Raw genomic sequence first — 24,058 nt, 5'->3', positions numbered from 1 at the left:
CCGATGAATTTAATCATAATTATACGTAGCATGTAATAAAATTTATCATCTTAAAATAAAAAATTATGGTATAACTTAGTGTCAGTGAACAGTTGTACTCAACAGGAAGATACTTATATGAGTCGTGATACGATTAGCATCCATTTTGTCAATGCAGCCTTAACAGGTGTAAAACAAATGGGTCTGGATGTCGATACTTTGCTCTCCCATGTCGGCATTGAGGCAGAATTACTGCGCCAACCCAAAGCACGTATCTCTCCCGACCAGTACACCAAATTTGTACAAATGTTATGGCTGGTCACACAAGATGAACATGTCGGCTTTGATACTCAACCTCGTCGATTGGGTACATTTGCAATGATGTGTCAGCTGATTATTCATTGTAAAACACTCGGCGAAGCACTGGAACGCTCCACCGAATTTTATCGTTTATTTGGTGATGACTGGTCCGTGACATTAGAACGTGACAAACATGAAGCCCGTTTGATTCCACAAATCCCTTCCGATCGTGATCCAGATCACTTTATTACCGAAAGTATCCTGATGATCTGGCATGGTCTGGCTTCTTGGTTAATTGAACGACGCCTGTCACTGGAACGTGTACATTTTGGTTATGGGCGTCCCAATCATGCGGATGAATATGATGCCCTATTTTTTGCCCCAGTCATGCAATTCAATGCCAATCGCACAGAAATTACCTTTGCCGCAGATTACCTAGATTTGCCAATTCGCCAAACCGAAGAAACACTGGAAGAGTTTTTAAAAACTGCACCAGCACAACTTCTGGTGAAATTTAAAAACACCAATTCTCTGACCAATCGTATTCGTGACGTGCTCAAAAGTCAGATTGGTGAAGAAATGCCGACCTTAAATGATGTCGCTGCCATGTTGTACCTATCGCCGCAAACATTACGTCGCCGTCTTGCTGCTGAAGGTAAAAGCTATCAAGGTGTGAAAGACTCCTTACGCCGAGATGCTGCGATTCACTTGCTATTACGTCCGGAACTGACCCTTGAAGATGTCGCGCAACAAGTCGGTTTTAGTGAAACCAGTACCTTCCATCGTGCCTTTAAAAAATGGACAGGCGTCACACCGGGTCTGTACCGTCAATTGCATGGTGGCTTCATGCATAATGATGTGCTGTAAATAAAAGTCTTTTGGGCGTAAAAATAATTTGATGTTTACTGCAAAAATCAATATAATTTGCGCTCCTTTTCGTTTGGACGTTTTATTTTCCAAACCAACTATAATAGGTAGTAGTGAATGAAAACTCTCAGTGCAAAGCCTGCTGAGGTGCAACACGACTGGTACGTTGTGGATGCATCAGGTAAAACACTTGGTCGTTTAGCGACTGAAATTGCTCGCCGTTTACGTGGTAAGCATAAAACAACTTTTACACCTCATGTCGATACTGGTGATTACATCATCGTTATCAATGCTGAACAAGTTCAAGTAACTGGTAAAAAAGCACTTGATAAAAAATATTATCGCCATACAGAATTCCCAGGCGGTTTAAAAGAAACCAATTTTGAAAAATTGATTGCGCATAAACCAACTGAAGTTTTAGAACGTGCTGTAAAAGGTATGTTACCAAAAGGTCCTCTTGGTTATGCAATGATCAAGAAAATGAAAGTGTATGCAGGTAGTGAACATCCACATACTGCACAACAGCCACAAGTTTTGGACATTTAAGGGATAAAGCACATGGCACAAAATTATGGTACTGGTCGCCGTAAGACCGCAACTGCACGTGTATTCTTATCACCTGGTTCAGGCAAGTTGGTAATCAATAACCGTACTTTAGAAGAATATTTCGGTCGTGAAACTGCTCAAATGGTTGTTCGTCAACCACTTGAATTGTTAGAAGCAACTGGCAAATATGACCTTTACATCACTGTTAAAGGTGGTGGTATTGGCGGTCAGGCTGGTGCGATTCGTCACGGCATTACTCGTGCATTGATCGCTTCTGACGAAACGTTAAAACCTGCACTACGTCAAGCTGGTTTCGTGACACGTGATGCACGTGAAGTTGAACGTAAGAAACTTGGTTTACGTAAAGCACGTAAACGTCCTCAATTCTCAAAACGTTAATTCGTTTTTCGAATTGGACAAAAAACCTCGGATTTTCCGAGGTTTTTTTACGAAAGTCTTTTATGAATAGATAAATCTTCCTAAGTTAAAATATATTTGAGCAATCCCTTGTAAATCACAATAATAGACCCGACAAAAGCATCGCCTTTGTCAGGTCATTGTTTCCATAAAATTCCGGCTGCTTTCATACCGGAACAAAGTATTTCAGGCGATTAATACTCCCAAAACATTCTCTGAATTTCCTTAGTATCAGTCGTTTTAGTCAATGCCAATGCAGTGAGCAAACGTGCTTTTTGTGGATTTAGATCATGCGCAACCACCCAATCATATTTGTCGTCAGGCTGTTCTGCATTACGTAACACAAAGCCATCTGCAACACGGGATGAACGAATAATCTGCATACCACCGCTACGCAATTGCTTAAATGTATCTACCAGATAATTAGGTACAGAACCATTTCCGGTACCAGCATGCACAATGGCTTTAACACCTGCTTTAGCATAGGCATCATAAGCAATTGGCGTCATGGAATCCGAACCATAGGTGATTTGTACCAATGGCAGACTATCCCCTTTAATCTGGTCAATATTAAATTCAGATTTATTGGTACTGCGCTTTATCCCCTCACGGAACCAGTATGGTTTACTTTCTACAATCATACCCAATGCACCCCATTGGCTACCAAAGGCATTGGTATGAATATTGATTCGTTTACTGGTATCACGTGCTGCAAAAATACTGTCATTCATAAAGATCAGCACACCTTTAGCTCTGCTTTCAGGTGAAGCCGCCAAAGCCACTGCTCCATAAAGATTCAAAGGACCATCAGCAGAAATCGCTGTCGAAGGACGCATTGAACCCACCACAACAATCGGTTTATCGGTATGAATCACCAGATTCAGGAAAAATGCAGTTTCCTCCAGCGTATCAGTTCCATGGGTAATCACGACACCATTTACATCATCTTTTTTGACCAGTTCATTGACTTGTCTAGCAATGGTTAATAATTCCTTATCGCTAATACTCTCGGATGCAATTTGTAAAGCCTGTACGCCTTTTACATTAGCCAAATTCTGGATTTGTGGCACAGCATTGAGTAGAGTATCAACCGGTACTTTGGCTGCACTATAAGTTGCGCTATTGGTGGCATCTGCACCCGCCCCGGCAATGGTCCCGCCTGTTGCAACGATGGTGACATTCGGTTTTGCCATCACCGTCGAACTCAATAAAAAAGTTAAGCTAATCGCCAATGTTTTATATGTTAATTGGGTTTTGGACACTATATTCTCCGTTGAGGGTGTATGTCATGAATAAAGCAATCTTTATACCAATTTAAAGGGGGTTATGTCTAAGTATCAGTACCTATCTGCACAATTTTTATTTTTTAACTGTGGCATTATATTGTATGCTTAACATCTTGATTTAATTTTAAAGTATATGTCGGTAATGGATAAGACTCCCTTTCATGGTGTCACCTTGTATAGCCATCCCAATGACCACTATAGTCATAGCGTTCGTTTTCTATTGGCTGAAAAAAAAATTCAATATCGCTTAATTTTGGTCGATGAGCAAGATGAAGAGGATTTAACCCAACTTAATCCTTATGGTTCTTTGCCTACATTGGTCGATCCTCAAGTCAAATTATTTAAGGCCTCGATCATCAATGAATACCTAGATGATCGTTATCGCCAAAATCGACTCTATGCCGACAACCCTGCCGAAAAAGCCGAACAACGACAGTTTTTATGGCGGATTGAACAAGACTGGTTTAAATGGGCAGATATTCTATTACGTCACCCGGACACACTGGATCAACAACAGCAAAGTGTTGCCAAACGGGAGTTGACGGATATTTTAAGCAGCTTAAACCCTCTTTTTCAGCATTATCCTTATTTTATGTCTGAACAATTTTCGATTATTGATTGCATGCTTGCACCAATGTTACTTCGACTGTGGTACAGGAAAATTGGAATATCGCCCAAACATGCTAAAGGGCTATTATTATATTGCCAGCGTGTTTTTAATCGTGACAGTTTCAGGCAATCACTAACAACTTTTGAGCAAACACGTTATAGTGAAACACTTAAGCAATTTAATCGTTAAGGTTTATAAGAAATGACTGAAACAAATTTGACACCAACTCGCCCTTATCTTGCTCGTGCAATATACGAGTGGATTTGTGACAATCAGCTTACGCCTTATTTACTTGTCGATGCGACCCAGAAATTTGTGCAAGTCCCACAGCAACATATTAAAGATGGTCAAATTGTCCTAAATATTGCACCGCATGCTGTACACCAATTCCAGATCGATAATGAAGCGATTCACTTTAGTGCACGTTTTGGTGGTGTTTCTCAGGACATTTATGTGCCAATGTTTGCATTAATTGGCATCTATAGTCGTGAAAATGGCCAGGGTTTATTCTTTGATCCACAGGAATATAGTCAAGATAGCACTTCAAATGAAGATGCACATCAAGAAACATCCACCCAATCCGGTGAATCCAAGGATGAAACAAAGAAAAAACCATCATTACGCGTATTGGATTAAAGTAAGATGAAAATAAAAAGGAACAATTATGGCATTTGACTTTATCAGCTACATTGCTCAACAGGTTGGACAACAGCAACCAAATCTATTGGCCGATGAACCCAAGCAAGTTAAAAATCGATACCTCATTCATTTGATTGCTTTTCAACTGTCTGCATTAATTGAAACAGCACAACAGGATGAAAATAAAGTCTATGAAAAGATCCAGCAATTAAACAGTAACTGGCTTGCAGACATTACCCAGCAGACGATTACGCATGATCAACAGGCCCTCGAATATTTCCAGCCAATCTCCACAAAACTCTCTGACATAAGTCATAAAGTGGCAACACTGATGATCAATGAAATTACCCAACTCGATCAAAATGCGCATTTAGGTATATCGGGAATTAAAGAGTTATTAGACGGACAATATGTGTGGATGCAGGATCAGGTTGAACAATGGTTTTGGGACAGTATCAATCACCCGGAATTTAAATCGCTGACATCAGCACAACCCTCAAATGAACCTGACTTTGATGAAATTATGCAGGAGTTTAATCATATGCTTCAACAACAAGCGCAACACAATCCACAAGACCATGCTACTACCCATAGCACACTTGCGGATGTCACACCGATTGCCCCTTCAATATTTTTTAAAATCCTGAATCCGCTGATTGCATTCGTCCTCATCCTATGGATTTTTAGTTTTATTTTTTAAGCAAGTTGATCGTTAAGGTCTATCTTAAAAATTATTTTTAGAAAATTAAGCACGATTTTCAATCCATCGCAGGAATTTCATTAGATCATCTTTAATGAAATTCCTTAAAAAATTACCCATCATAATGATCTTCTTATTATTCTAAAACGATATTTGATTTAAAGTCATTGCACGCTAAAAAAATTAAAAATGTAGCGTTCAAACAAACGGCTAGGCTAAAATGTATTGATCTATTAAAATGATATGTCTTTTATATTTGAGTTAAATCCTTTGAGTCAACAAAAATCAGAGCTTCATCGAGGATTGAAGAACCGCCATATTCAATTGATTGCAATGGGCGGTGCAATTGGTACAGGATTATTCCTGGGGTCTGCCGAAGTTATTCAATCTGCTGGGCCATCGATTATTTTAGGTTATGCCATTGGCGGCCTGATTGCATTCCTGATTATGCGCCAGTTAGGCGAAATGATTGTAGAAGAACCAGTGGCGGGTTCATTTAGTCATTTTGCCAATAAATACTGGGGTAAATTCCCTGGTTTTCTCACTGGCTGGAATTACTGGGTTTTATATATTCTGGTGGCAATGGCAGAACTCACAGCAGTAGCAAAATATATCAATTACTGGTGGCCACATATTCCTGCATGGTCATCGGTTTTATTTTTCTTTATTATTATTACCTTAATTAACTTATTGAATGTAAAGTTTTATGGAGAATCGGAATTTTGGCTGGCCATTATCAAAGTTGCAGCTGTCATTTCGATGATTGTATTTGGTCTGTATTTATTGCTCACTGCCGATGCCAATTCAACTGCGAGCTTTAGTAACCTGTGGACGCATGGCGGTTTCTTCCCCAATGGTTTCGATGGGTTATTCTATATGCTGGCTTTTTTGATGTTTGCATTTGGCGGCATTGAACTGATCGGCATGGCAGCAGCTGAAGCTGAAGATCCGAAGAAAACCATTCCCAAAGCCATCAATCAGGTGGTTTTTCGTATTCTGATTTTCTATGTAGGTTCATTAACCATTCTATTATCCCTGGTGCCATGGAATCAGTTAAATCTCGGTGGACTGGACAAAAGTCCATTTGTGATGATCTTTAGCCAATTAGGTATCAACTGGGCTGCACATTTACTCAACTTCATTATTCTAACTGCGGCATTGTCGGTGTATAACAGTGGCATGTATGCCAATAGCCGCATGCTCTATAGTCTGGCAAAACAAGGGAATGCACCTAAAGTATTCACCAAAACCAACCGACAAGGTGTGCCAATTGCTGCGGTTATTTTATCAGCCGTCTTGATTTTTGGTTGCGTCTTACTCAACTACTTTATTCCAAAAGAGGCTCTAGGACATCTAATGTACATTGTGGTCGGTGCGTTGGTATTGAACTGGGCCATGATTACACTGACCCATTTAAAATATCGTCGTTATGTCAAGGCAATGAATATTAAAACCTCATATCCTGCGCTTTGGTCACCCGTGAGTAATTATGTGGTGCTGATTTTTATTGCATTGGTGCTCTATATCATGTGGACACAGGGTTTTCAGGAATCTGTATTGATGATTCCGGTCTGGATTACCGCAATGCTATTACTCTATGATTACTTAAATCCTAAAGAAATCCCGAGCACAACACAGAAAGAAGATTAATTTTTTTAAAAGTTATTGCAAATGCAGTAACTTTTTCATTTATAATCATTATATTGTGCGCTCTTAGCTTAACTGGATAGAGCAGTTGCCTCCTAAGCGACCGACGTGGGTTCGAGTCCCGCAGAGCGTACCATTTTTGATAGAAATAGAACTCAGACTTTGCAAAGAATATCGTTCATTAATTTAAATCAAAAGCATAAAATATTGATACTTAAACTAAAGTAGTTTAAGTATCCTCCCTTTCATTTTTTATATTAATTCAATCGCAATGGCAGTTGCTTCACCGCCACCGATACATAAGGCTGCAATACCTTTTTTAGCACCTGTGCGTTTTAAGGCATGGATCAGCGTGACAATAATGCGCGAACCTGATGAACCCAATGGATGACCTAATGCACAGGCCCCGCCATTGATATTGACTTTTTCTGCATCAAGCGCAAAAGCATCAATCGCAGCCATAGTCACCATGGCAAAGGCTTCATTAATTTCCCATAAATCCACATCACTTGCTTGCCAGCCAGTCTGTTTTAATACTTTTTCAATTGCACCGACAGGCGCAATGGTAAACTCTGACGGATGCTGTGAATGGGATGCATAGGCCAGCACTTTTGCCAAGGGTTGCAAATGACGTTGCTGTGCCTGCTCTTCAGACATGATGACCAATGCAGATGCACCATCACTGATGGAACTTGAATTTGCCGCAGTAATGGTACCGTCTTTGGCAAATGCTGGTTTCAGTGTCGGGATTTTTTCAATATTGCCTTTAGCCGGTTGTTCGTCTTGTGCAAAAATGACTTCACCTTTACGGGTTTTAACCGTGATCGGTGCAATTTCGTCTTTAAAGTAACCTTCGCCAATGGCTGTCTGGGCACGAGTCAGTGAGCGAATGGCAAACTGATCCATTTGTTCACGACTATAGCCTTTTTGATCGGCCATTTGCTGTGCCAGCACACCCATAGACAAACCGGTTTCCGCATCTTCCAGACCTTCGAGGAACATATGATCCTTGATCTCGCCATGTCCCATACGATAGCCAGTACGCGCTTTGGGTAACAGATATGGGGCATTGCTCATGGATTCCATACCACCAGCCACCACAATATTGGCATTACCAGCTTTGATCATGTCTGCTGCCTGCATGACGGCTTTCATACCGGAACCGCAAATTTTATTAATGGTGACTGCACCGGTAGAATCAGGTAATCCAGCTTCCCGCATGGCTTGACGGGCAGGGCCTTGTTTAACGCCTGCTGGTAAAACACAGCCGAAAATCACTTCATCAATATCATTTGGGCTAAGATTGGCCCGCTCGATGGCTGCCTTGATGGCAACCGCACCCAGATTTGGTGCAGTCAATCCGGATACCGTTCCTTGAAAACTTCCCATTGCAGTTCGTGCTACAGCAGTGATAAGGATTGTTTCTGTCATTGTTATCCCTTTTTAAATTTATCCCTTAAACAAGTAAAGGTACACCTGTAACAGCCTGTACCTGTTGCATTTCCATACCTGAAGCCAACTCTACCACTTTAATGCCTTGTGCAGTCACATCGAATACACCTAAATCGGTAATGATTCGGTTGACCACGCCTTTACCTGTTAAGGGTAAACTACATTGATCGACAATTTTTGGTGTACCATCTTTGGCACAATGTTCCATCAATACCACAACCTTTTGTACCCCTGCCACCAAATCCATGGCACCGCCCATCCCTTTTACTTTCTTGCCAGGAATCATCCAGTTCGCCAGATCACCCTGAAGTGAAACTTCCATGGCACCTAAAATTGCAATATTAATATGTCCCCCACGAATCATGGCAAAAGATTCACTGCTGGAGAAAAATGAAGCACCAGCACGGGCAGTTACAGTCTGTTTGCCGGCATTAATTAAATCGGCATCGACTGTTTGTCGGGTCGGAAACTCGCCTATTCCCAGTAAACCATTTTCGGACTGTAACCAGACATCCATATACTGAGGAATATAGTTGGCAACCAGTGTTGGTAAACCAATGCCCAGATTGACATAAAATCCGTCTTCGAGTTCCTGTGCAGCACGTTGTGCCATTTCATTCCTTGACCATGCCATAATTTATACTTCCTCTGTTTTTAGCGTCATTTGTTCAATGCGTTTTTCAGGCTGTGAATTGACCACGATACGGCTGACATAAATACCGGGTAAATGAATTTCATCGGGGTCCAGTTCACCAATTTCGACCAGTTGCTCCACCTCTACTACAGTTACTTTACCGGCCATGGCACATTCTGGATTAAAATTACGAGCAGTTTTACGAAACACCAGATTTCCGGCTTTATCCGCTTTATAAGCTTTGACCAGAGCAATATCTGCTGTTAAAGATGCTTCAAGAAGATATTCTTTGCCCTCAAATTTACGTATTTCTTTACCGTCAGCAATTAATGTACCGACCCCAGTGGCCGTATAAAACGCTGGAATACCTGCACCGCCTGCACGTAATTTCTCTGCCAGCGTGCCTTGAGGTGTTAATTCAACTTGCAATTCTCCATTTAAATACTGTCGTTCAAATTCCTTGTTTTCACCGACATAAGATGAAATCATTTTTTTGATTTGTTTGCTTTGCAATAATTTACCCAGACCAAAATCATCAATACCGGCATTATTTGAAATACAGGTAAGTGCTGTGACACCAGTATCTTTTAATGCATCAATTAAGGCTTCCGGAATTCCACATAATCCAAAACCACCGACCGCGATGGTTTGCCCATCATTGACAAGATCAGCAAGGGCAGCTTTGGCACTGCAAAATATTTTATTTTTCATCTTCAGATTCCTTTCTCTTCATATTCGGGCAGATCAATATTCAAAATTACCGAGCATAGGGATTTGCCATGGGCATCGAGAGAAAGTGAACGAGTTACCCCGCCTTTCAAAATCCCACGTATCACAAAATTTAACGCAGCAATTTGTGCTAACTCATAACGTTCGATTTTTATTTCATCGACAGCAAAATGTTTCAGGGCTGGCTGTAATTGTTGATGAATCACTTGTGTTGTCAAAGTTGAACATAAAAAGTCATAATCTTTTGATTCGAATGCAATCACGGAAATATTGGAAGTATCGCCCTTATCACCAGTACGGCTATGCGCTATTTTTCGTAGTTTCATGATGCAGACTCCATCACCACATTGACATGTACCTCATCGCGTGGCAAATAAAGTGCTGCCACCGCAAGAACTTCCCGAACCGTTTTCACAGCACCACCTCCACCATAAGGACCATTGGTATATAAAGACTCAACCTCATTGGCTACTGCCACTGCATCGGTTTTTTTCTTGCAGCGTGCTGCAACACGTAAGCGGACCTCCCAGATATGGTCACTAGCGGATTGCGAACAATCCCCATAAAGTGAATCAACTCCCATAAGATCAGCGCGAATATCCTCATAACAAATTTTGGTTTGTTGTAACCGGCTCAACACAACTTTTCGTGCTAAATCTGCCCGTTGTCTGGCATTTGGTCCACCATAGGAGATCTGGCCTTCACCAATAAAACCATCGGTAAAGCCTACGGTAACCTTGAGTTTTTCCGGCTTGGGATAGCCTGCTGCGCCATAAACTGCCACCTGATCAGGTGCAAGTGCCTTAAAATAAACATGGGAAAAATCTGCAATCACATCAGGCGTGAGATAAGCATCAGGTTGATGAATTTCATATAATAGCTGTTCTTTACAGGTGGCTTCTGTCACAAAACCACCTGAACCCTCAACTTTGGTAATGATGGCATTACCTTCACTGTCCACTTCGGCAATCGGAAAGCCCAACCGATCCAGATGAGGGACGTCCTTAATACCCGGATCAGCAAAATAACCACCCGTGACTTGACCTGCGCACTCCAGCAAATGACCAATCACTGTACCTTTACCCAATTTATTCCAGTCTGATAACGACCAATTAAACTCATGGATCAAAGGTGCAAGAAATAAGGAAGGATCTGCCACACGTCCAGTAATAATAATATCGGCATCCTGTTTGAGTGCCGCAAGAATTCCCTCAACACCCAGATATGCATTTGCTGAAACGACTTGTGCAGCTAGTACATCGATTTTTAAACCATTATCTAGTGTTAAAGCACGATTTTGCAATTGATACAGAACATCATCACCTGTGACCGCTGCAACTTTAATCCCGTGAATATTTAAATCTGCCAGAATCTCACGTATTCTTTTTGCCGCAGCTACAGGATTCGCTGCACCCATATTACTGATGATCTTAAAACGACGATTGCCTTGTTGATCATTAATAAAGGGTAAAACTCCATAGAATCTTTTTTCCAGCAAGGCATCATAGCCTGCGTCCGGATTTTTTAATTTTTCCTGATTGGCAAGTGCAATGGTTCTCTCCGCCAGACATTCAAAAACCAGATAATCAAGATTACCTTTTTCAGCCAGTTCAATAGCCGGTTCTACCCGATCACCGGCATAACCGGCACCGCTGCCTATACGGATTTTTGGTAATGTATTCATTTATATAATCTCTTAAAACGGAAATACACCAAATGCTGCCGCTGCAATCGTCATGATTACAGACGCAGCAAATAAATAAGGAATGGTATATTTTTGATGGTCAGCCAAATCCAGTTTGCACAATCCAACAATCAGGAAAGTGGCAGGTGTCAATGGGCTGACAGGAAAACCTGTGGTCATTTGTCCTAAAATTGCTGCCTGAGCAACTTGTACAGGCGCGATACCAAAAGCTTCGGCAGTATGGGCAACGACTGGTAAAACACCGAAATAGAAAGAATCTGGATCAAATAATAAGGATAGAGGCATGGCAACAATACCCAATACAAATGGAATATGTTGTCCAGCACCTGGTGGAATAAAATTGACAGCATGCTCGGACATTTCTTTTAACATGCCAGTACCACTCATCACACCAGTGAACACACCAGCAGCCAACAAAATACTGACCATACTCAAAGCAGCTTTGGCATGTGCATCTATACGCTGTCTTTGCTCATCTACATGCGGATAATTTAATAATAAAGCCATCACGACACCGATCATAAACATCACAACCGGATCAACTTTGCCGCTAATCATGACACCAAGAACAACCACAGTAACAATAACGTTCGGCCAGAAGCGATGAGGACGACGTAATGCCAAATCTTTTTTATCAATATCATAGGTGAGAAAATCTGAGTTACCTGACACATTGGCAAGCCCCAGACGCTTCTCTTCTTTTTTACCCAATAGCCAAGCAACACTAAATGTGAACACCAATCCAATAATCTGTACCCAAATTAATGGTGTAAAAATTTCGGTCACTGGAATATTTAATGAAGCCGATGCCCGGATAACTGGACCTGTCCATGGTAAAAAATTTACCCCACATGCTAGGGATGCAACACACGCTAAAATTCTGCGATCCATACCCAGCTTATCGTAGAGAGGCAACATCGCCGGAATAGTAATTAAAAAAGCAACTGCACCGGATCCATCCAGATGGATAATCAAAGCCAGTAATGCTGTCCCAACCGTGATACGTGCCGGTTTTAATCCAACCGTTTTTAAAATACGGTTGATAATGGGATCAAGCATGCCGGCATCAGTCATAATGCCAAAAAATAAAATTGCAAAAACAAACATGCCCGCCATAGGTGCAATGTTTTTAATGCCTGTGATAATAAATTTGCTGGTTTCCAGACCAAAGCCTCCGATTAAAGAGGCAATGATCGGAATAGTAATCAGCGCAATTAAAGGTGACAATTTCTTTGTCAAAATACTGACAAATAGTAAAATAATGGTGATTAATCCTAATCCTGCTAACATATCTTTCCCTTGTATTAGCGTTTCCTTCCATTGCATCGTATTCGGTTTTGTGACTGGTCTGAATCGATATTATTTAAATTCTGTATTCGGAAAAACTGAATAAAAAAAACATTGGACTTAAATTATCTTTAAATATTATGATAATAACGCTGGTAAAATGTACAAAAACTTATCTTATATAATTTATTTACCGAAAAAATTGGATTTTTTTGTTTAAACATCAAATTTGGTTTAAGTTTTTCAAACATTCCAAACAGGACTTTTACATGAAACAGGGATTAAGACATATTAAAGCTTTCCTCATGGTGGCAGAACTTAAAAATTTTGGACGGGCAGCCAGTCAATTATATATTTCTCCGTCTACCTTGACCTTGCAAATTCAGCAATTAGAAGAAGAATTAGGTCTGAAATTATTTGATCGTACGAAACGGAGCGTACATATTACTCCTGAAGGACAGCAAATGATTCTGCCGCTTAAAGCTGTATTAACGGAATATGAATATGCACTGGAATTCAGCCAAAATATTTCTGAGCATGTTCTTGGCAGTATTAATATTGCCGTATTACCGACTATTGCCAGTTCATTATTACCTTTATGGATTAAGGAATTTAAAAAAGAATATCCTAGGGTAAAAATTATTGTTCAGGATTTAAATGCCAATGAAATTCACCATGCTGTTAAATCAGGTACTGCCGATCTCGGGATTGGTACAGTAGAATTATCTGATCCACATTTAACTTTTAATCGCTTATTTGAAGATGAGTTGCGTGTGTTCTTTCCCCCAGATCATGAATTAGCAGCAAGAAAAGATATTTATCTAAAAGATGTTATTCATTTCCCACAAATTGTTACCATGCCTGGCAGCAGCGTATATAACACAGTTAAACATGCCATCGAAAATATGGGCTTAACGCTAGAGAATCTAGATATTGCCTGTGAAGTCAGATACTTAAGCACAGCAATGGGATTAATTGAATCTAATATCGGTATTGCCATACTACCGGAATCAACCCCCATCAATATCAAACAAATGCATATCCTAAAGAAGAAAATTATTGATTTTCCTGATACTAGAACCATTCATCTAATGCGACTAAAATCTGCCCATGAATCATTGTTGTTAAATAGCTTTATCAAGGTGATTTACAATAATCACAAAATTTTCTAAAAAAGAGCCTTTCCCTAAATACTAAATTTGTAATAGCCATTAACTGATTAAAAAAAACAATGACAATGCTAGACTTTATCAACAGCGAATGATGTTGATTGAAGATGTTATAAAAGCCTTTATTTGATACACAGCATTGTTTTGGTGAGTTTAAACACACCATATGATTTTAGGGTTTTATAATATTCTCATTTCAGTGATTTCCCTCTCCTTCCGTCGATTAAAGATATTCACATCCATGATGTTATGTTAGTATGCTTTAGAGGGAGAAAATATTTAAATAAAAACATTCCACGGAAGGCTTTTGAAGATCAAGGCGGAACTTATGCGACCACTCAACCCAATCGATTTTATTTTTTTATCCTTAGAAAAAAGGCAACAACCTATGCACGTAGGTGGTTTGTTCTTATTCAAAATTCCCGATGATGCAGCCCCCAATTTTCTTCAGGATTTAGTGCAAGATATTCGGCAATCCAAAGCCATTCCTGTCCCGCCCTTTAATCAGGTATTAAACGGTTTATTTTGGGATGTGGATGAAGAATTTGATCTGGATCATCATTTCCGTCATATTTCTTTGCCTGCCCCAGGACGAATTCGGGAACTGTTAACCTACATTTCACAGGAACACAGCGCACTGATTGACCGGGCCAAACCACTTTGGACGTGTCATATTATTGAAGGCATTGAAGGCAATCGTTTTGCCATGTATTTTAAAATTCATCATGCCATGGTCGATGGCGTTGCCGGTATGCGCCTGATTGAAAAATCACTGGCCCATGCGCCAAACGAAACCATTGTACCGCCATGGTGTGTGCGAAATAACAAATTGAAGCGTCCGGAAACCAAGCCAATTAGCGTTGTAAAAACCTTGTTTAAACTGGCAAAAACTCAACTGCAATCCACGCCAATCGTGTTACGTGAACTCACGCAAGCCATTACGCAAGAATTAGGTAAACATCCGGATTATGTGTCCACCTTTCAGGCACCTGCCAGTATTTTAAATCAACGTGTCAGTTCATCACGCCGTTTTGCTGCGCAATCCTTTGAATTACAGCGTTTTCGCAATATCGCAACAAATTTGCATACCACGTTGAATGACGTGGTCCTGGCGGTCTGTGCAGGGGCAATTCGTTCATATCTATTATCTATTAATCAACTACCTAAACGACCATTGATTGCCATGGTCCCAGCCTCTATCCGTAATGATGATTCAGACCATGGTAACCAGATCACCATGATTCTGGCCAATCTGGCGACGCATAAGGCCAATCCACTAGAACGTATTGCAATTATCCAGCGTAGTATGCAACATGCCAAAGAGCGCTTTAAACGCATGACTGCGCAGCAAATCCTCAATTACAGTGCTTTGGTCTATGGTCCGGCAGGTGTCAATATTTTGTCCGGCTTAATGCCTAAACATCAGGCCTTTAATTTAGTAATTTCCAATGTACCAGGACCAACCGAACCGCTTTACTGGAATGGTGCAAAACTTGATGCACTCTACCCAGCCTCAATTGTACTGGATGGTCAGGCACTGAATATCACCATGACCAGCTATTTGGATAAACTTGAAGTAGGGTTAACTGCCTGTCGTCAGTCCATGCCAAGAATGCAGTCATTATTGGGATTGCTGGAAGAAGAAATTCAAACCTTTGAGCATCTGTGTAAGACGCAATCTAAAGTTGAGAAAGTTGGCTAGATCTCTCTGGTTAGTTATCTTAATATGATGAATCAGCGCGGTCTTTACTCGCAACCAGTGAAAGGGAAACTTATTTCCCTTTCCATTTCAGCGTAAATGTAAATCTAAGAATTATTTTTTACAACGCGATAAAAGCTGTGTACATGCAAGACGTACCATTTCTTTGGTTACTTTAATCTCTTCACCGGATTCTGCAAGCAAATAGCAACGATTAAATCTTGCAAATTCGATTGCTGTCGCACCTGTTTTTAAAATCACTTTTGCATCCATAATCATTCACCTCTTGGCTTGTAAATCATCATTAAAGACGACTTTTGGCTAACACTTGGCTATCACCTTGATGATGGTTATAGTATTCAAAACTATAGGCAAAAAGTAAAATTGCAGATGTAACAAAGCATTGAATAAATTCGGTTACAGTTTGGTAACTTTTGCTAACTCAGAATAATGTCGTACTGCTCTTGCGTATATAAATTTTCGACCTGAAACTTAATGATGCGGTCAATGAAATGCTCTAAATCCGCCACTGCAGCTGCCTCGGTGGTGAGTAAACTATCAATCACGGATGGGTGCGCAACGATGGTATAAGCACGCTGAGATTCGTAAGCTCTTGCATATCGCATAATTTCACGAAATATCTCGTAACACACTGTTTCTGCTGTTTTGACATAACCACGGCCTTGACAGGTCGGACACGACTCACAAAGTAAATGTTCTAATGATTCTCGGGTGCGTTTGCGTGTCATTTCAACCAGCCCAAGTTCAGACACTTGAGTAATTTTGGTCTTGGCATGGTCACGCTCAAGCATTTTTTCGAGAATTTTCATCACTTCATCACGATGCTCTGCTTCCTGCATGTCAATAAAGTCAATGATAATGATACCGCCCAGATTCCTTAACCGAAGCTGTCGGGTAATCACTTGGGTTGCTTCAAGATTGGTTTTAAATACTGTATCTTCGAGTGAACGTCCACCCACATATGAACCAGTATTGACATCAATGGTAGTCATTGCTTCGGTCTGGTCAATCATCAGATAACCACCAGATTTTAAATCAACCCGGGTTTGTAAGGCTTTCTGGATATCTTCTTCAACATTGTACAAATCAAACAGCGGACGTTCGCCAGGATAATGAATCAAACGATCCTGAATGCTGGGTACAAATTCGGCAACGAATTCCTGCAATTTATGAAATATTTCTCTGGAATCAACATAAATTTTACTGGTATCTTCACTGGCCAGATCACGAATGACCCGCTGTGGTAGCGGTAATTCCTCAAAAATCAGTCCTGTTGCTTCGACTTCTTTTTGTTTACGTTGAATATATTCCCACAGCTTTGCCAAGTAAGCCATGTCTTGACAAATTTCCTGTTCGGAAATTCCTTCGGCCGCGGTACGCACAATCAAACTACCGGGTAATTTCAGTTGTTGTTGCAATTGCTCGATTAAATTTCTTAATCTTAGACGTTCTTCTTCCTGCTCGATACGCTGTGATACACCGGTATGATTGCCATAAGGCATCAACACCAGATAACGCGAAGGAATCGAAAGATCAGTGGTCAGTCTTGCACCTTTCGAACCCAACATGTCCTTCATCACCTGTACCGATAGAACCTGTCCAGGATGCAGTAGCTCAAAAATATTGGGTGCAGACTGGGTCCGTGACCAGACCATATCATTCAGGTGCAAAAAAGCCGTACGGGATTGCCCGATATCAACAAATGCAGCCTGCATTCCGGGTAAAACACGTACAATTTTACCGTTATAAATATTTCCAACCAGACCACGTTTTGCAGCCCGCTCAACAAACAACTCGTTCACCGTGCCATTTTCAATTAAAGCGACACGGCACTCCATCGGAGTGATGTTAATTAACAACTCATCAGCCATGATGATTAACCTAAATGTTAAATGTAAATTCCTTTCAGTTCAGAGGCTGTGCGTGCTGCGCCTGAGCGAGTAATTGTAATGTTTCAAACAGTGGCAATCCCACAACATTGGAATAACTGCCTTCAATTCGTTTGACCCATGCAGCCGCACGACCCTGAATAGCATAACCGCCAGCTTTGTCCTGCGGTTCGCCTGTTTGCCAATAAGCAAACATTTCTGTATCTGTTAAATCTTTAAAGTCGACCTGTGTTGTGACTGTATCATGCCAAATTTTATTTGAACAGCACATCACAACGGTGGTTTTTACCGTATGTGCACGTCCGGAGAGTAAACGCCACATCCGCATTGCATCCTGTAAATCCTGTGGCTTGGTCAGGATTTGATCGTCAATACTTACTGTGGTATCGGCAGCGATCACAATGGCATCAGGATACTGTCCTGCAACCACCTGCGCTTTGTTGCTTGCTACGCGTAGCACATAAGCATCAGCGGACTCACCGGTCTGCACCGATTCATCAATATCGGCCACCACAACATCGAATACTAGACCGACTTGTTGTAATAACTCTTTACGGCGAGGTGATTGTGAAGCAAGTATTATACGGCGCGCCATTTTTTTAATCCAAAATAAACCAATGGCCAAATTAAAATACTGCTCAATAAAGGTGTCCAGTGACGAATAATCGATACATATTCACCAGACATAATCAGAATTAACCAGGTTTGTAATAAATATGCCACCACGGACAAAGCGCAAATCGCCCATAGATTAGATTCGGTCATTACCCTTTTGTCACGAGTAAAGTATCGGACAGAAAATGCCAATATGACAAAACTCATGGCATTTGCCCCCAAAGGCATTTCCATCAACAAATCAGTGACCATACCCAGTACAAATGCAAACCACACGCCACACCAAGCTGGTTGGCATAACACCCAAAACAGCATGACCAGCAACATAAATGCAGGTCGCCATGCGCTAAGTTCATAAGATAGTGGATAAACCATTAACACCGAAGCAATCACAATCGAAAAAATGATTGCCCATAAAGGGTCCTTGCTTTGAAAATTTTCTTTTTTAGCGAGTTGCATTCGGTTGCTCCTGCGCTAGCCCCTGAGAAAATAACACCACCACATGATGCCCACTTGCCAGTTGTGCTGCTGGTTTCACCATGATTTGTGCAAACTCACCGGAATGATGGCGCTGTATTTTACTCACCATACCCACCAGATAACCTGCCGGATAACGTTCACCCAAACCAGAACTATAAACTTGATCGCCTACCTTAATATCCGAACTGGAAGGCACATACTCCATCTCAAGCTCACCATAGTCACCTTTACCAGAAACAATGGCCCGCATTCCGGTACGCTCCAGACGAACCGAAATTGAGCTATCTTTATCTGACAGTAACATGACACGGGCGCTATGTGGATAGACACTGATGACTTGTCCCATAATGCCCTTATCATCCAGTATGGTTTGCCCTTCTTGCACATGCTCGGCACGGCCTTTATTGATAATTAAAATATGATTGAGGGGGTTGGAATCAACACCGATGGTTTCTGCAATCAAAACACGTCCATCAATAATTAATGGGGTATTGACCAAACCACGCAAACGGGCATTCTCGGCCGATAATTCGGAAAGTTTTTGTAAGCGAACCTGAGCCTGTAATAACTCTGCACGCAAGGCAGTATTCTCACGGCGTAAATCCTGTTCGGATTTGACCTGTAGTCGCATCCAGTCCCCTGAAAGCACAGGATAATTCGCCACTGCATAAATTGGATTATAGGCAGCTTTTAATACATCCCGAACAGGCTGAACAACTTGAGGAAATTGCCAATTGATAAACAAGGCAACAATCGAAACAATAATCGCAAGAACAAACGAACGAAAAGACGGTGGCTGTCTGGTTAAAATGGTTTGCACCGTCTTTCTTCCTTAAACTTATTCGATAAATAACATTTCATGATTTGGATTATCAAAGTATTCCAGTACTTTACCGCCACCACGTGCCACACAAGTCAAAGGATCTTCTGCAACCACCACAGGTAAGCCTGTTTCCTGTGCCAGCAGTTTATCCAGATTACGCAATAGCGCACCGCCACCCGTCAACACAATACCGCGCTCTGCGATATCTGAAGACAATTCCGGTGGTGTTTGCTCAAGCGCAGTTTTTACCGCACTGACAATACTTTGTAAGGGATCGGTAATGGCAGACAGGACTTCATCTGAATTCATGGTAAATGAACGTGGAACACCTTCTGCAAGGTTACGGCCACGGACTTCGATCTCTTCTACGATACCATCAGAGAAAGCCATGCCGACTTCTTTTTTGATCCGTTCGGCTGTGGTTTCACCAATCACGCAGCCATGTGCTTTACGTGCATAGTTGATAATATGTTCGTCAAACATATCCCCACCAATACGTAATGAATCTGCATAAACACAGCCTTGGAGGGAAATAATAGCAATCTCTGTGGTACCGCCACCGATATCCACCACCATTGAACCACAAGCCTGTTCAACCGGCATACCCGCACCAATCGCTGCTGCCATCGGTTCTTCAATCAGACGGACTTCTTGTGCTCCTGCATTATATACAGCTTCACGAATGACACGGCGCTCAACCAGTGTGGACTTGCACGGTACACACACCACAACTTTTGGATGATTTGGCAGTAAACCACGCTGATTTACTTTGGTAATAAATTGATGCAACATGGTCTCTGTCACTTCAATATCAGCAATCACACCATCTTTCATTGGACGAATTGCTGCAATATTGGCAGGTGTCCGACCCAGCATCTGCTTTGCATCTTCTCCAACTGCGGCAACAATTTTCTGCGAACCGCTTTGACGAATCGCAACCACAGTCGGTTCATTTAAAATAATGCCACGATCTGGTGCGTAGATCAGTGTATTTGCAGTTCCTAGATCGATGGCCAAATTTGGGGAAAACCAGCCAAAAATTCGTTTAAAAAATATCACGGGTGTTCTCAGTGTAATCAAGTGGCGACTCAAGACCGCAACTTTAACGAAATGTGATGATTTGAACAAGTCAATCGCTTATTATAACGCACGATATTTTGATTTTTTTTGAAAATGAATTAGGTGACGGCATGTCTTCATCGGAAGCGCAACAATCTACAGACTTGAATGCACAGACAGTATCAGGCATTGCAACGCTTGCAAAACTCTCACTCAATGATGCACAAGCAATTGAATATGCTACAAGTTTAAATAAAATTTTATTGATGATGGAACATTTAAAAGGCATTAATACCGAGGGTATTGAACCTTTGAAAAGTCCTTTTGACCATCCACAGCCATTACGTAGCGATGTTGTAAGTGAAACCAATCATCGGGAGCAATATCAGGCTGTCGCCCCATTAACACAGGATGGATTGTATCTTGTACCTCGTGTGATTGAATAAAATTTGTTCGATTGTTTTTTTGAAATAAATTTGAATATATAAAGAAAAGACTTATGACTGATTTACACCGTTTATCTATCCGACAACTGTCTGAAGGTTTGTCATCAGGACAGTTTTCCTCTCGTGAACTGACACAGCACTATTTAAACCGTATCGAAAAAATTGATGCGCAAGTTAATAGTTTTGTCACAGTTACGCCCGAGTTTGCATTGTCACAGGCCGATACTGCCGATGCAGCCATTCAGGCAGGCAAAGCCACTGTCTTAACTGGTATTCCACTGGCCCATAAAGATATTTTTTGTACCCAAGGGATTAAAACCACTGCCGGTTCAAAAATGCTGGATAATTTTATTTCACCCTATGATGCGACTGTGGTGGCCAAAGCCAAAGCCGCAGGTCTGGTCACGCTGGGCAAAGTCAACATGGATGAATTTGCCATGGGCTCTGCCACTGAAAACTCCTATTACGGTGCAACCAAAAACCCATGGAATTTACAGCATGTGTCAGGTGGTTCATCAGGCGGTTCGGCAGCCTCCGTTGCGGCTGATCTGGCACCCTTTAGCACCGGAACAGATACCGGTGGTTCTATCCGTCAGCCGGCATCGTTCTGTGGTCTGACAGGCTTAAAACCTACTTATGGTCGCGTCTCACGCTTCGGTATGATTGCCTACGCCTCTTCTATGGATCAAGGTGGTCCACTGGCACGTTCAGCAGAAGATTGCGCCTATTTGCTCAATGTGATGGCTGGTCATGATGCCAAGGATTCCACTTCGATTGACCAAGACGTCGATAATTATGTCGCCAATCTAAATCAAACCAGCATCAAAGGTTTACGCATTGGGATTCCAAAACAGTATTTTGATGTCAAAGGTTTGGATGCAGACGTTCGTGCGCGTGTCGAGCAGTCTTTAAAACAATTGGAAGAGCTGGGCGCGACACTGGTCGAGATTGATCTATCCATGGTCGATGCCTATGTACCCACCTATTATCTGATCGCACCTGCCGAAGCCTCTTCAAACTTGTCACGTTATGATGGCGTACGTTATGGCTATCGCTGTGAAAATCCGCAGGATTTGAATGATCTTTATCGTCGTTCTCGCTCGGAAGGATTTGGCGCAGAAGTACAACGTCGTATTCTGATTGGTACTTATGCCCTGTCTGCCGGTTATTACGATGCGTATTATGTCAAAGCACAAAAAGTACGTCGTTTAATCCAACAAGACTTTTTAAAAGCGTTTGAGCAGGTGGATGTGATTGCAGCGCCTTCTGCACCTACCACTGCCTATAAAATCGGTGCATCACTGGATCCGGTTGAAATTTATCTCGGTGATATTTATACCATTGCAGTCAACCTAGCAGGTTTACCCGCCATCAATGCACCGGTTGGCTTTGATCAGCACAACTTACCAGTTGGTCTACAACTGATTGGTAACTACTGGTCTGAATCACAATTGCTATCAATCGTTCATCAATATCAACAGGTCACTGACTGGCATACAAAACGTGCGGCAATTGCTGAGGAGAATGCATAATGGCAAAACTCATTGAAGGCTGGGAAGTCGTTATCGGTCTTGAGATCCACACTCAGCTCAACACACATTCCAAAATTTTCTCCGGCTCCAGTATTGAATTTGGTGCAGAACCAAATACCCAAGCCAGTCTGGTTGATCTTGCCATGCCCGGCGTATTACCAGTATTAAATGCCGAAGTCGTCAACAAAGCTATTCGTTTTGGTTTGGGTATTAATGCAGAAATTGACCGTAACTCGGTATTTGCCCGTAAAAACTATTTTTATCCGGATTTGCCTAAAGGTTATCAAATCAGCCAGATGGACAATCCTATTGTCGGTAAAGGCTTTGTCGATATTCATCTGGAAGATGGCAGTACCAAGCGTGTTGGCGTAACCCGCGCCCATCTGGAAGAAGATGCCGGAAAATCACTGCACGAAGACTTTGCAGGCTATACCGGAATCGACCTGAACCGTGCCGGTACACCTTTACTTGAGATCGTATCTGAACCGGATATGCGTTCGGTGGAAGAAGCTGTTGCCTATGTACGTACCATTCATACATTGGTACGCTGGCTCGGGATTTCCGATGGCAATATGGCAGAAGGTTCGTTCCGCTGTGACTGTAACGTGTCCCTGCGTCGTCCTGGCGATGAATTTGGTACCCGTTGCGAACTGAAAAACATCAACTCTTTCCGCTTTATCGAAAAAGCCATTGATGTCGAAATCGAACGTCAAATTGAAATTCTGGAAAGTGGTGGACGTATTATTCAGGAAACCCGTTTATTCGACCCGAATAAAATGGAAACTCGCTCCATGCGTTCCAAAGAAGAAGCCAACGATTACCGCTACTTCCCCGATCCCGACTTGTTACCTGTGCATATCACGGAACAACAAATTCAAACCATTCAGGCCGATTTACCAGAACTGCCTGCGGCACGTCGTGAACGTTTTGTCAGTGAGTACCAAATCCCGGAATATGATGCTCGTGTACTGACCCTTTCCCGTGAAATGGCAGATTTCTTTGAAGATGTGGTGAAATTTGCCGGTGATGCCAAACAGGCCAAACTCGCAGCCAACTGGGTCATGGGTGAACTTTCAGGTGCACTGAACAAAGCTGGCCTTGAAATTACCCATTCCCCTGTATCGGCAGAACAACTGGGCGGCATGATCGCACGTATCATGGACAACACCATTAGCGGTAAAATTGCCAAACAGGTCTTCGGCTTTATGTGGGAATCCAACGGTCAATCTGCTGATGAGATTATCAGCGAGAAAGGCTTAAAACAGGAAACCGATACCGGTGCGATTGAGGCCATCATTAAAGAAGTCCTTGCTGCCAATGAAAAAATGGTGGAAGAGTACAAATCAGGTAAGGACAAAGCCTTTAATGGTCTGGTTGGTCAGGTGATGAAAGCCTCTCGTGGTAAGGCCAATCCAGCACAAGTCAATGAATTGATGAAAAAGTTGATTGGTTAATTGTTGACTAACCCTTATTTTTTATGAGATAAAAACCTCGTTGAGTACGAGGTTTTTTTCATTTAAATAAAAA

General features: G+C 41.7%; 25 protein-coding genes and 1 tRNA gene. 13 read left to right on the top strand and 13 right to left on the bottom strand.

The genetic code is table 11. The features are described from left to right. Positions 1 to 117: 117 nt before the first annotated feature. From CRO21_RS09215 to rpsI, 3 genes are all read left to right on the top strand, one after another. Positions 118 to 1,146, top strand: a complete 1,029-nt coding sequence (locus tag CRO21_RS09215) for an AraC family transcriptional regulator (protein ID WP_097079023.1) — start codon at positions 118 to 120, stop codon at positions 1,144 to 1,146. A gap of 117 nt (positions 1,147 to 1,263) precedes the next feature. Next, the gene (gene rplM / locus CRO21_RS09210; protein WP_087621713.1) at positions 1,264 to 1,692 is read left to right on the top strand and encodes a 50S ribosomal protein L13; all 429 of its coding nucleotides are present in this window, start codon (positions 1,264 to 1,266) and stop codon (positions 1,690 to 1,692) included. 12 nt (positions 1,693 to 1,704) lie between these two features. Further along, positions 1,705 to 2,091, top strand: a complete 387-nt coding sequence (gene rpsI, locus CRO21_RS09205) for a 30S ribosomal protein S9 (protein ID WP_070068517.1) — start codon at positions 1,705 to 1,707, stop codon at positions 2,089 to 2,091. Between the two features lie 212 nt (positions 2,092 to 2,303). Here the strand turns inward: rpsI and CRO21_RS09200 are convergent, their stop codons facing one another. Further along, entirely contained in the window at positions 2,304 to 3,302 is a 999-nt protein-coding gene (locus tag CRO21_RS09200) for an asparaginase (protein ID WP_097079221.1), read from the bottom strand. Positions 3,303 to 3,528: 226 nt separating this feature from the next. Here CRO21_RS09200 and CRO21_RS09195 point away from each other — a divergent pair, with 226 nt between their 5' ends. The 5 genes from CRO21_RS09195 (at position 3,529) to CRO21_RS09175 (ending at position 7,127) form a co-directional block, all read left to right on the top strand. Further along, positions 3,529 to 4,194, top strand: coding sequence for a glutathione S-transferase N-terminal domain-containing protein (locus CRO21_RS09195; protein WP_097079022.1), 666 nt, complete (start codon positions 3,529 to 3,531; stop codon positions 4,192 to 4,194). A 12-nt stretch (positions 4,195 to 4,206) separates the two neighbouring features. Next, positions 4,207 to 4,641: a ClpXP protease specificity-enhancing factor gene (locus tag CRO21_RS09190; RefSeq protein WP_097079021.1), complete on the top strand. Its 435-nt coding sequence runs from the start codon at positions 4,207 to 4,209 to the stop codon at positions 4,639 to 4,641. A 28-nt stretch (positions 4,642 to 4,669) separates the two neighbouring features. Continuing rightward, complete coding sequence (locus CRO21_RS09185; RefSeq protein WP_097079020.1) at positions 4,670 to 5,344, top strand: hypothetical protein; 675 nt, start codon at positions 4,670 to 4,672, stop codon at positions 5,342 to 5,344. A 270-nt stretch (positions 5,345 to 5,614) separates the two neighbouring features. Beyond that, a complete protein-coding gene (locus CRO21_RS09180) occupies positions 5,615 to 6,994 on the top strand; it encodes an amino acid permease (protein WP_097079220.1) in 1,380 nt (459 codons plus the stop codon). A 57-nt stretch (positions 6,995 to 7,051) separates the two neighbouring features. After that, positions 7,052 to 7,127: transfer RNA gene (locus CRO21_RS09175), tRNA-Arg, on the top strand. A gap of 116 nt (positions 7,128 to 7,243) precedes the next feature. Here CRO21_RS09175 and CRO21_RS09170 read toward each other — a convergent pair. From CRO21_RS09170 to CRO21_RS09145, 6 genes are read right to left on the bottom strand one after another with little or no spacing between them, the layout of a single operon-like run. Then, positions 7,244 to 8,422 (bottom strand): thiolase family protein, encoded by a 1,179-nt coding sequence (locus tag CRO21_RS09170; protein ID WP_097079019.1) that lies wholly within the window; start codon positions 8,420 to 8,422, stop codon positions 7,244 to 7,246. Positions 8,423 to 8,447: 25 nt separating this feature from the next. Further along, a complete protein-coding gene (locus CRO21_RS09165; protein ID WP_097079018.1) occupies positions 8,448 to 9,077 on the bottom strand; it encodes a 3-oxoacid CoA-transferase subunit B in 630 nt (209 codons plus the stop codon). 3 nt (positions 9,078 to 9,080) lie between these two features. Next, entirely contained in the window at positions 9,081 to 9,788 is a 708-nt protein-coding gene (locus CRO21_RS09160; protein WP_097079017.1) for a CoA transferase subunit A, read from the bottom strand. A gap of 2 nt (positions 9,789 to 9,790) precedes the next feature. After that, positions 9,791 to 10,132 (bottom strand): AtuA-related protein, encoded by a 342-nt coding sequence (locus CRO21_RS09155; RefSeq protein WP_097079016.1) that lies wholly within the window; start codon positions 10,130 to 10,132, stop codon positions 9,791 to 9,793. Next, positions 10,129 to 11,490: an acyclic terpene utilization AtuA family protein gene (locus CRO21_RS09150; protein WP_097079015.1), complete on the bottom strand. Its 1,362-nt coding sequence runs from the start codon at positions 11,488 to 11,490 to the stop codon at positions 10,129 to 10,131. Before CRO21_RS09150 ends, CRO21_RS09155 begins: the two co-directional genes overlap by 4 nt. A gap of 12 nt (positions 11,491 to 11,502) precedes the next feature. Then, positions 11,503 to 12,801, bottom strand: coding sequence for a CitMHS family transporter (locus CRO21_RS09145; protein WP_097079014.1), 1,299 nt, complete (start codon positions 12,799 to 12,801; stop codon positions 11,503 to 11,505). A 266-nt stretch (positions 12,802 to 13,067) separates the two neighbouring features. On the opposite strand from CRO21_RS09145, the gene CRO21_RS09140 reads away from it, so the two are divergent. Further along, entirely contained in the window at positions 13,068 to 13,970 is a 903-nt protein-coding gene (locus tag CRO21_RS09140; protein WP_097079013.1) for a LysR family transcriptional regulator, read from the top strand. A 325-nt stretch (positions 13,971 to 14,295) separates the two neighbouring features. Further along, positions 14,296 to 15,669 carry a WS/DGAT/MGAT family O-acyltransferase gene (locus tag CRO21_RS09135; protein WP_097079012.1) on the top strand — a complete coding sequence of 458 codons (1,374 nt, stop codon included), beginning with the start codon at positions 14,296 to 14,298 and terminating at the stop codon, positions 15,667 to 15,669. Between the two features lie 111 nt (positions 15,670 to 15,780). On the opposite strand, the gene CRO21_RS17555 is transcribed toward CRO21_RS09135, so the two are convergent. The 6 genes from CRO21_RS17555 to CRO21_RS09110 all read right to left on the bottom strand — a co-directional run bounded on the left by CRO21_RS17555 (position 15,781) and on the right by CRO21_RS09110 (position 20,550). Then, complete coding sequence (locus CRO21_RS17555) at positions 15,781 to 15,939, bottom strand: PA1571 family protein (RefSeq protein ID WP_171294017.1); 159 nt, start codon at positions 15,937 to 15,939, stop codon at positions 15,781 to 15,783. A 164-nt stretch (positions 15,940 to 16,103) separates the two neighbouring features. Further along, complete coding sequence (gene rng, locus CRO21_RS09130) at positions 16,104 to 17,558, bottom strand: ribonuclease G (protein WP_097079011.1); 1,455 nt, start codon at positions 17,556 to 17,558, stop codon at positions 16,104 to 16,106. 34 nt (positions 17,559 to 17,592) lie between these two features. Then, complete coding sequence (locus CRO21_RS09125) at positions 17,593 to 18,171, bottom strand: Maf family protein (protein WP_097079010.1); 579 nt, start codon at positions 18,169 to 18,171, stop codon at positions 17,593 to 17,595. After that, positions 18,156 to 18,650: a rod shape-determining protein MreD gene (gene mreD / locus CRO21_RS09120; protein ID WP_097079009.1), complete on the bottom strand. Its 495-nt coding sequence runs from the start codon at positions 18,648 to 18,650 to the stop codon at positions 18,156 to 18,158. Before mreD ends, CRO21_RS09125 begins: the two co-directional genes overlap by 16 nt. Beyond that, positions 18,637 to 19,491: a rod shape-determining protein MreC gene (gene mreC, locus CRO21_RS09115; RefSeq protein ID WP_097079008.1), complete on the bottom strand. Its 855-nt coding sequence runs from the start codon at positions 19,489 to 19,491 to the stop codon at positions 18,637 to 18,639. Before mreC ends, mreD begins: the two co-directional genes overlap by 14 nt. An 18-nt stretch (positions 19,492 to 19,509) precedes the next feature. After that, positions 19,510 to 20,550 (bottom strand): rod shape-determining protein, encoded by a 1,041-nt coding sequence (locus CRO21_RS09110; RefSeq protein WP_097079219.1) that lies wholly within the window; start codon positions 20,548 to 20,550, stop codon positions 19,510 to 19,512. A 134-nt stretch (positions 20,551 to 20,684) separates the two neighbouring features. Between CRO21_RS09110 and gatC the strand changes: the two genes are divergently transcribed. The 3 genes from gatC to gatB are packed head-to-tail and all read left to right on the top strand — an operon-like array spanning position 20,685 to position 23,985. Then, on the top strand, positions 20,685 to 20,999 hold the full coding sequence (gene gatC / locus CRO21_RS09105; protein ID WP_087621731.1) for an Asp-tRNA(Asn)/Glu-tRNA(Gln) amidotransferase subunit GatC: 315 nt from the start codon (positions 20,685 to 20,687) through the stop codon (positions 20,997 to 20,999). 53 nt (positions 21,000 to 21,052) lie between these two features. Beyond that, positions 21,053 to 22,531, top strand: a complete 1,479-nt coding sequence (gene gatA / locus CRO21_RS09100) for an Asp-tRNA(Asn)/Glu-tRNA(Gln) amidotransferase subunit GatA (protein WP_097079007.1) — start codon at positions 21,053 to 21,055, stop codon at positions 22,529 to 22,531. After that, positions 22,531 to 23,985: an Asp-tRNA(Asn)/Glu-tRNA(Gln) amidotransferase subunit GatB gene (gene gatB / locus CRO21_RS09095; RefSeq protein ID WP_097079006.1), complete on the top strand. Its 1,455-nt coding sequence runs from the start codon at positions 22,531 to 22,533 to the stop codon at positions 23,983 to 23,985. The genes gatA and gatB overlap by 1 nt, the downstream gene beginning before the upstream one ends. Positions 23,986 to 24,058 lie beyond the last annotated feature (73 nt).

Source organism: Acinetobacter puyangensis, assembly GCF_900096995.1.
In the GTDB taxonomy this organism is placed as follows: Bacteria; Pseudomonadota; Gammaproteobacteria; order Pseudomonadales; family Moraxellaceae; genus Acinetobacter; species Acinetobacter puyangensis.
Note: the sequence above shows the minus strand (reverse complement) of the source record. Positions and strands in the feature narration are given on the sequence as shown.

What these genes read in the sequence shown, in the direction of transcription:
- CRO21_RS09215 (WP_097079023.1), top strand. Translation starts at nt 118, where the DNA reads ATGAGTCGTGATACGATTAGCATCCATTTTGTCAATGCAGCCTTAACA.
- rplM (WP_087621713.1), top strand. Translation starts at nt 1,264, where the DNA reads ATGAAAACTCTCAGTGCAAAGCCTGCTGAGGTGCAACACGACTGGTAC.
- rpsI (WP_070068517.1), top strand. Translation starts at nt 1,705, where the DNA reads ATGGCACAAAATTATGGTACTGGTCGCCGTAAGACCGCAACTGCACGT.
- CRO21_RS09200 (WP_097079221.1), bottom strand. Translation starts at nt 3,302, where the DNA reads ATGGCAAAACCGAATGTCACCATCGTTGCAACAGGCGGGACCATTGCC.
- CRO21_RS09195 (WP_097079022.1), top strand. Translation starts at nt 3,529, where the DNA reads ATGTCGGTAATGGATAAGACTCCCTTTCATGGTGTCACCTTGTATAGC.
- CRO21_RS09190 (WP_097079021.1), top strand. Translation starts at nt 4,207, where the DNA reads ATGACTGAAACAAATTTGACACCAACTCGCCCTTATCTTGCTCGTGCA.
- CRO21_RS09185 (WP_097079020.1), top strand. Translation starts at nt 4,670, where the DNA reads ATGGCATTTGACTTTATCAGCTACATTGCTCAACAGGTTGGACAACAG.
- CRO21_RS09170 (WP_097079019.1), bottom strand. Translation starts at nt 8,422, where the DNA reads ATGACAGAAACAATCCTTATCACTGCTGTAGCACGAACTGCAATGGGA.
- CRO21_RS09165 (WP_097079018.1), bottom strand. Translation starts at nt 9,077, where the DNA reads ATGGCATGGTCAAGGAATGAAATGGCACAACGTGCTGCACAGGAACTC.
- CRO21_RS09160 (WP_097079017.1), bottom strand. Translation starts at nt 9,788, where the DNA reads ATGAAAAATAAAATATTTTGCAGTGCCAAAGCTGCCCTTGCTGATCTT.
- CRO21_RS09155 (WP_097079016.1), bottom strand. Translation starts at nt 10,132, where the DNA reads ATGAAACTACGAAAAATAGCGCATAGCCGTACTGGTGATAAGGGCGAT.
- CRO21_RS09150 (WP_097079015.1), bottom strand. Translation starts at nt 11,490, where the DNA reads ATGAATACATTACCAAAAATCCGTATAGGCAGCGGTGCCGGTTATGCC.
- CRO21_RS09145 (WP_097079014.1), bottom strand. Translation starts at nt 12,801, where the DNA reads ATGTTAGCAGGATTAGGATTAATCACCATTATTTTACTATTTGTCAGT.
- CRO21_RS09140 (WP_097079013.1), top strand. Translation starts at nt 13,068, where the DNA reads ATGAAACAGGGATTAAGACATATTAAAGCTTTCCTCATGGTGGCAGAA.
- CRO21_RS09135 (WP_097079012.1), top strand. Translation starts at nt 14,296, where the DNA reads ATGCGACCACTCAACCCAATCGATTTTATTTTTTTATCCTTAGAAAAA.
- CRO21_RS17555 (WP_171294017.1), bottom strand. Translation starts at nt 15,939, where the DNA reads ATGGATGCAAAAGTGATTTTAAAAACAGGTGCGACAGCAATCGAATTT.
- rng (WP_097079011.1), bottom strand. Translation starts at nt 17,558, where the DNA reads ATGGCTGATGAGTTGTTAATTAACATCACTCCGATGGAGTGCCGTGTC.
- CRO21_RS09125 (WP_097079010.1), bottom strand. Translation starts at nt 18,171, where the DNA reads ATGGCGCGCCGTATAATACTTGCTTCACAATCACCTCGCCGTAAAGAG.
- mreD (WP_097079009.1), bottom strand. Translation starts at nt 18,650, where the DNA reads ATGCAACTCGCTAAAAAAGAAAATTTTCAAAGCAAGGACCCTTTATGG.
- gatC (WP_087621731.1), top strand. Translation starts at nt 20,685, where the DNA reads ATGTCTTCATCGGAAGCGCAACAATCTACAGACTTGAATGCACAGACA.
- gatA (WP_097079007.1), top strand. Translation starts at nt 21,053, where the DNA reads ATGACTGATTTACACCGTTTATCTATCCGACAACTGTCTGAAGGTTTG.
- gatB (WP_097079006.1), top strand. Translation starts at nt 22,531, where the DNA reads ATGGCAAAACTCATTGAAGGCTGGGAAGTCGTTATCGGTCTTGAGATC.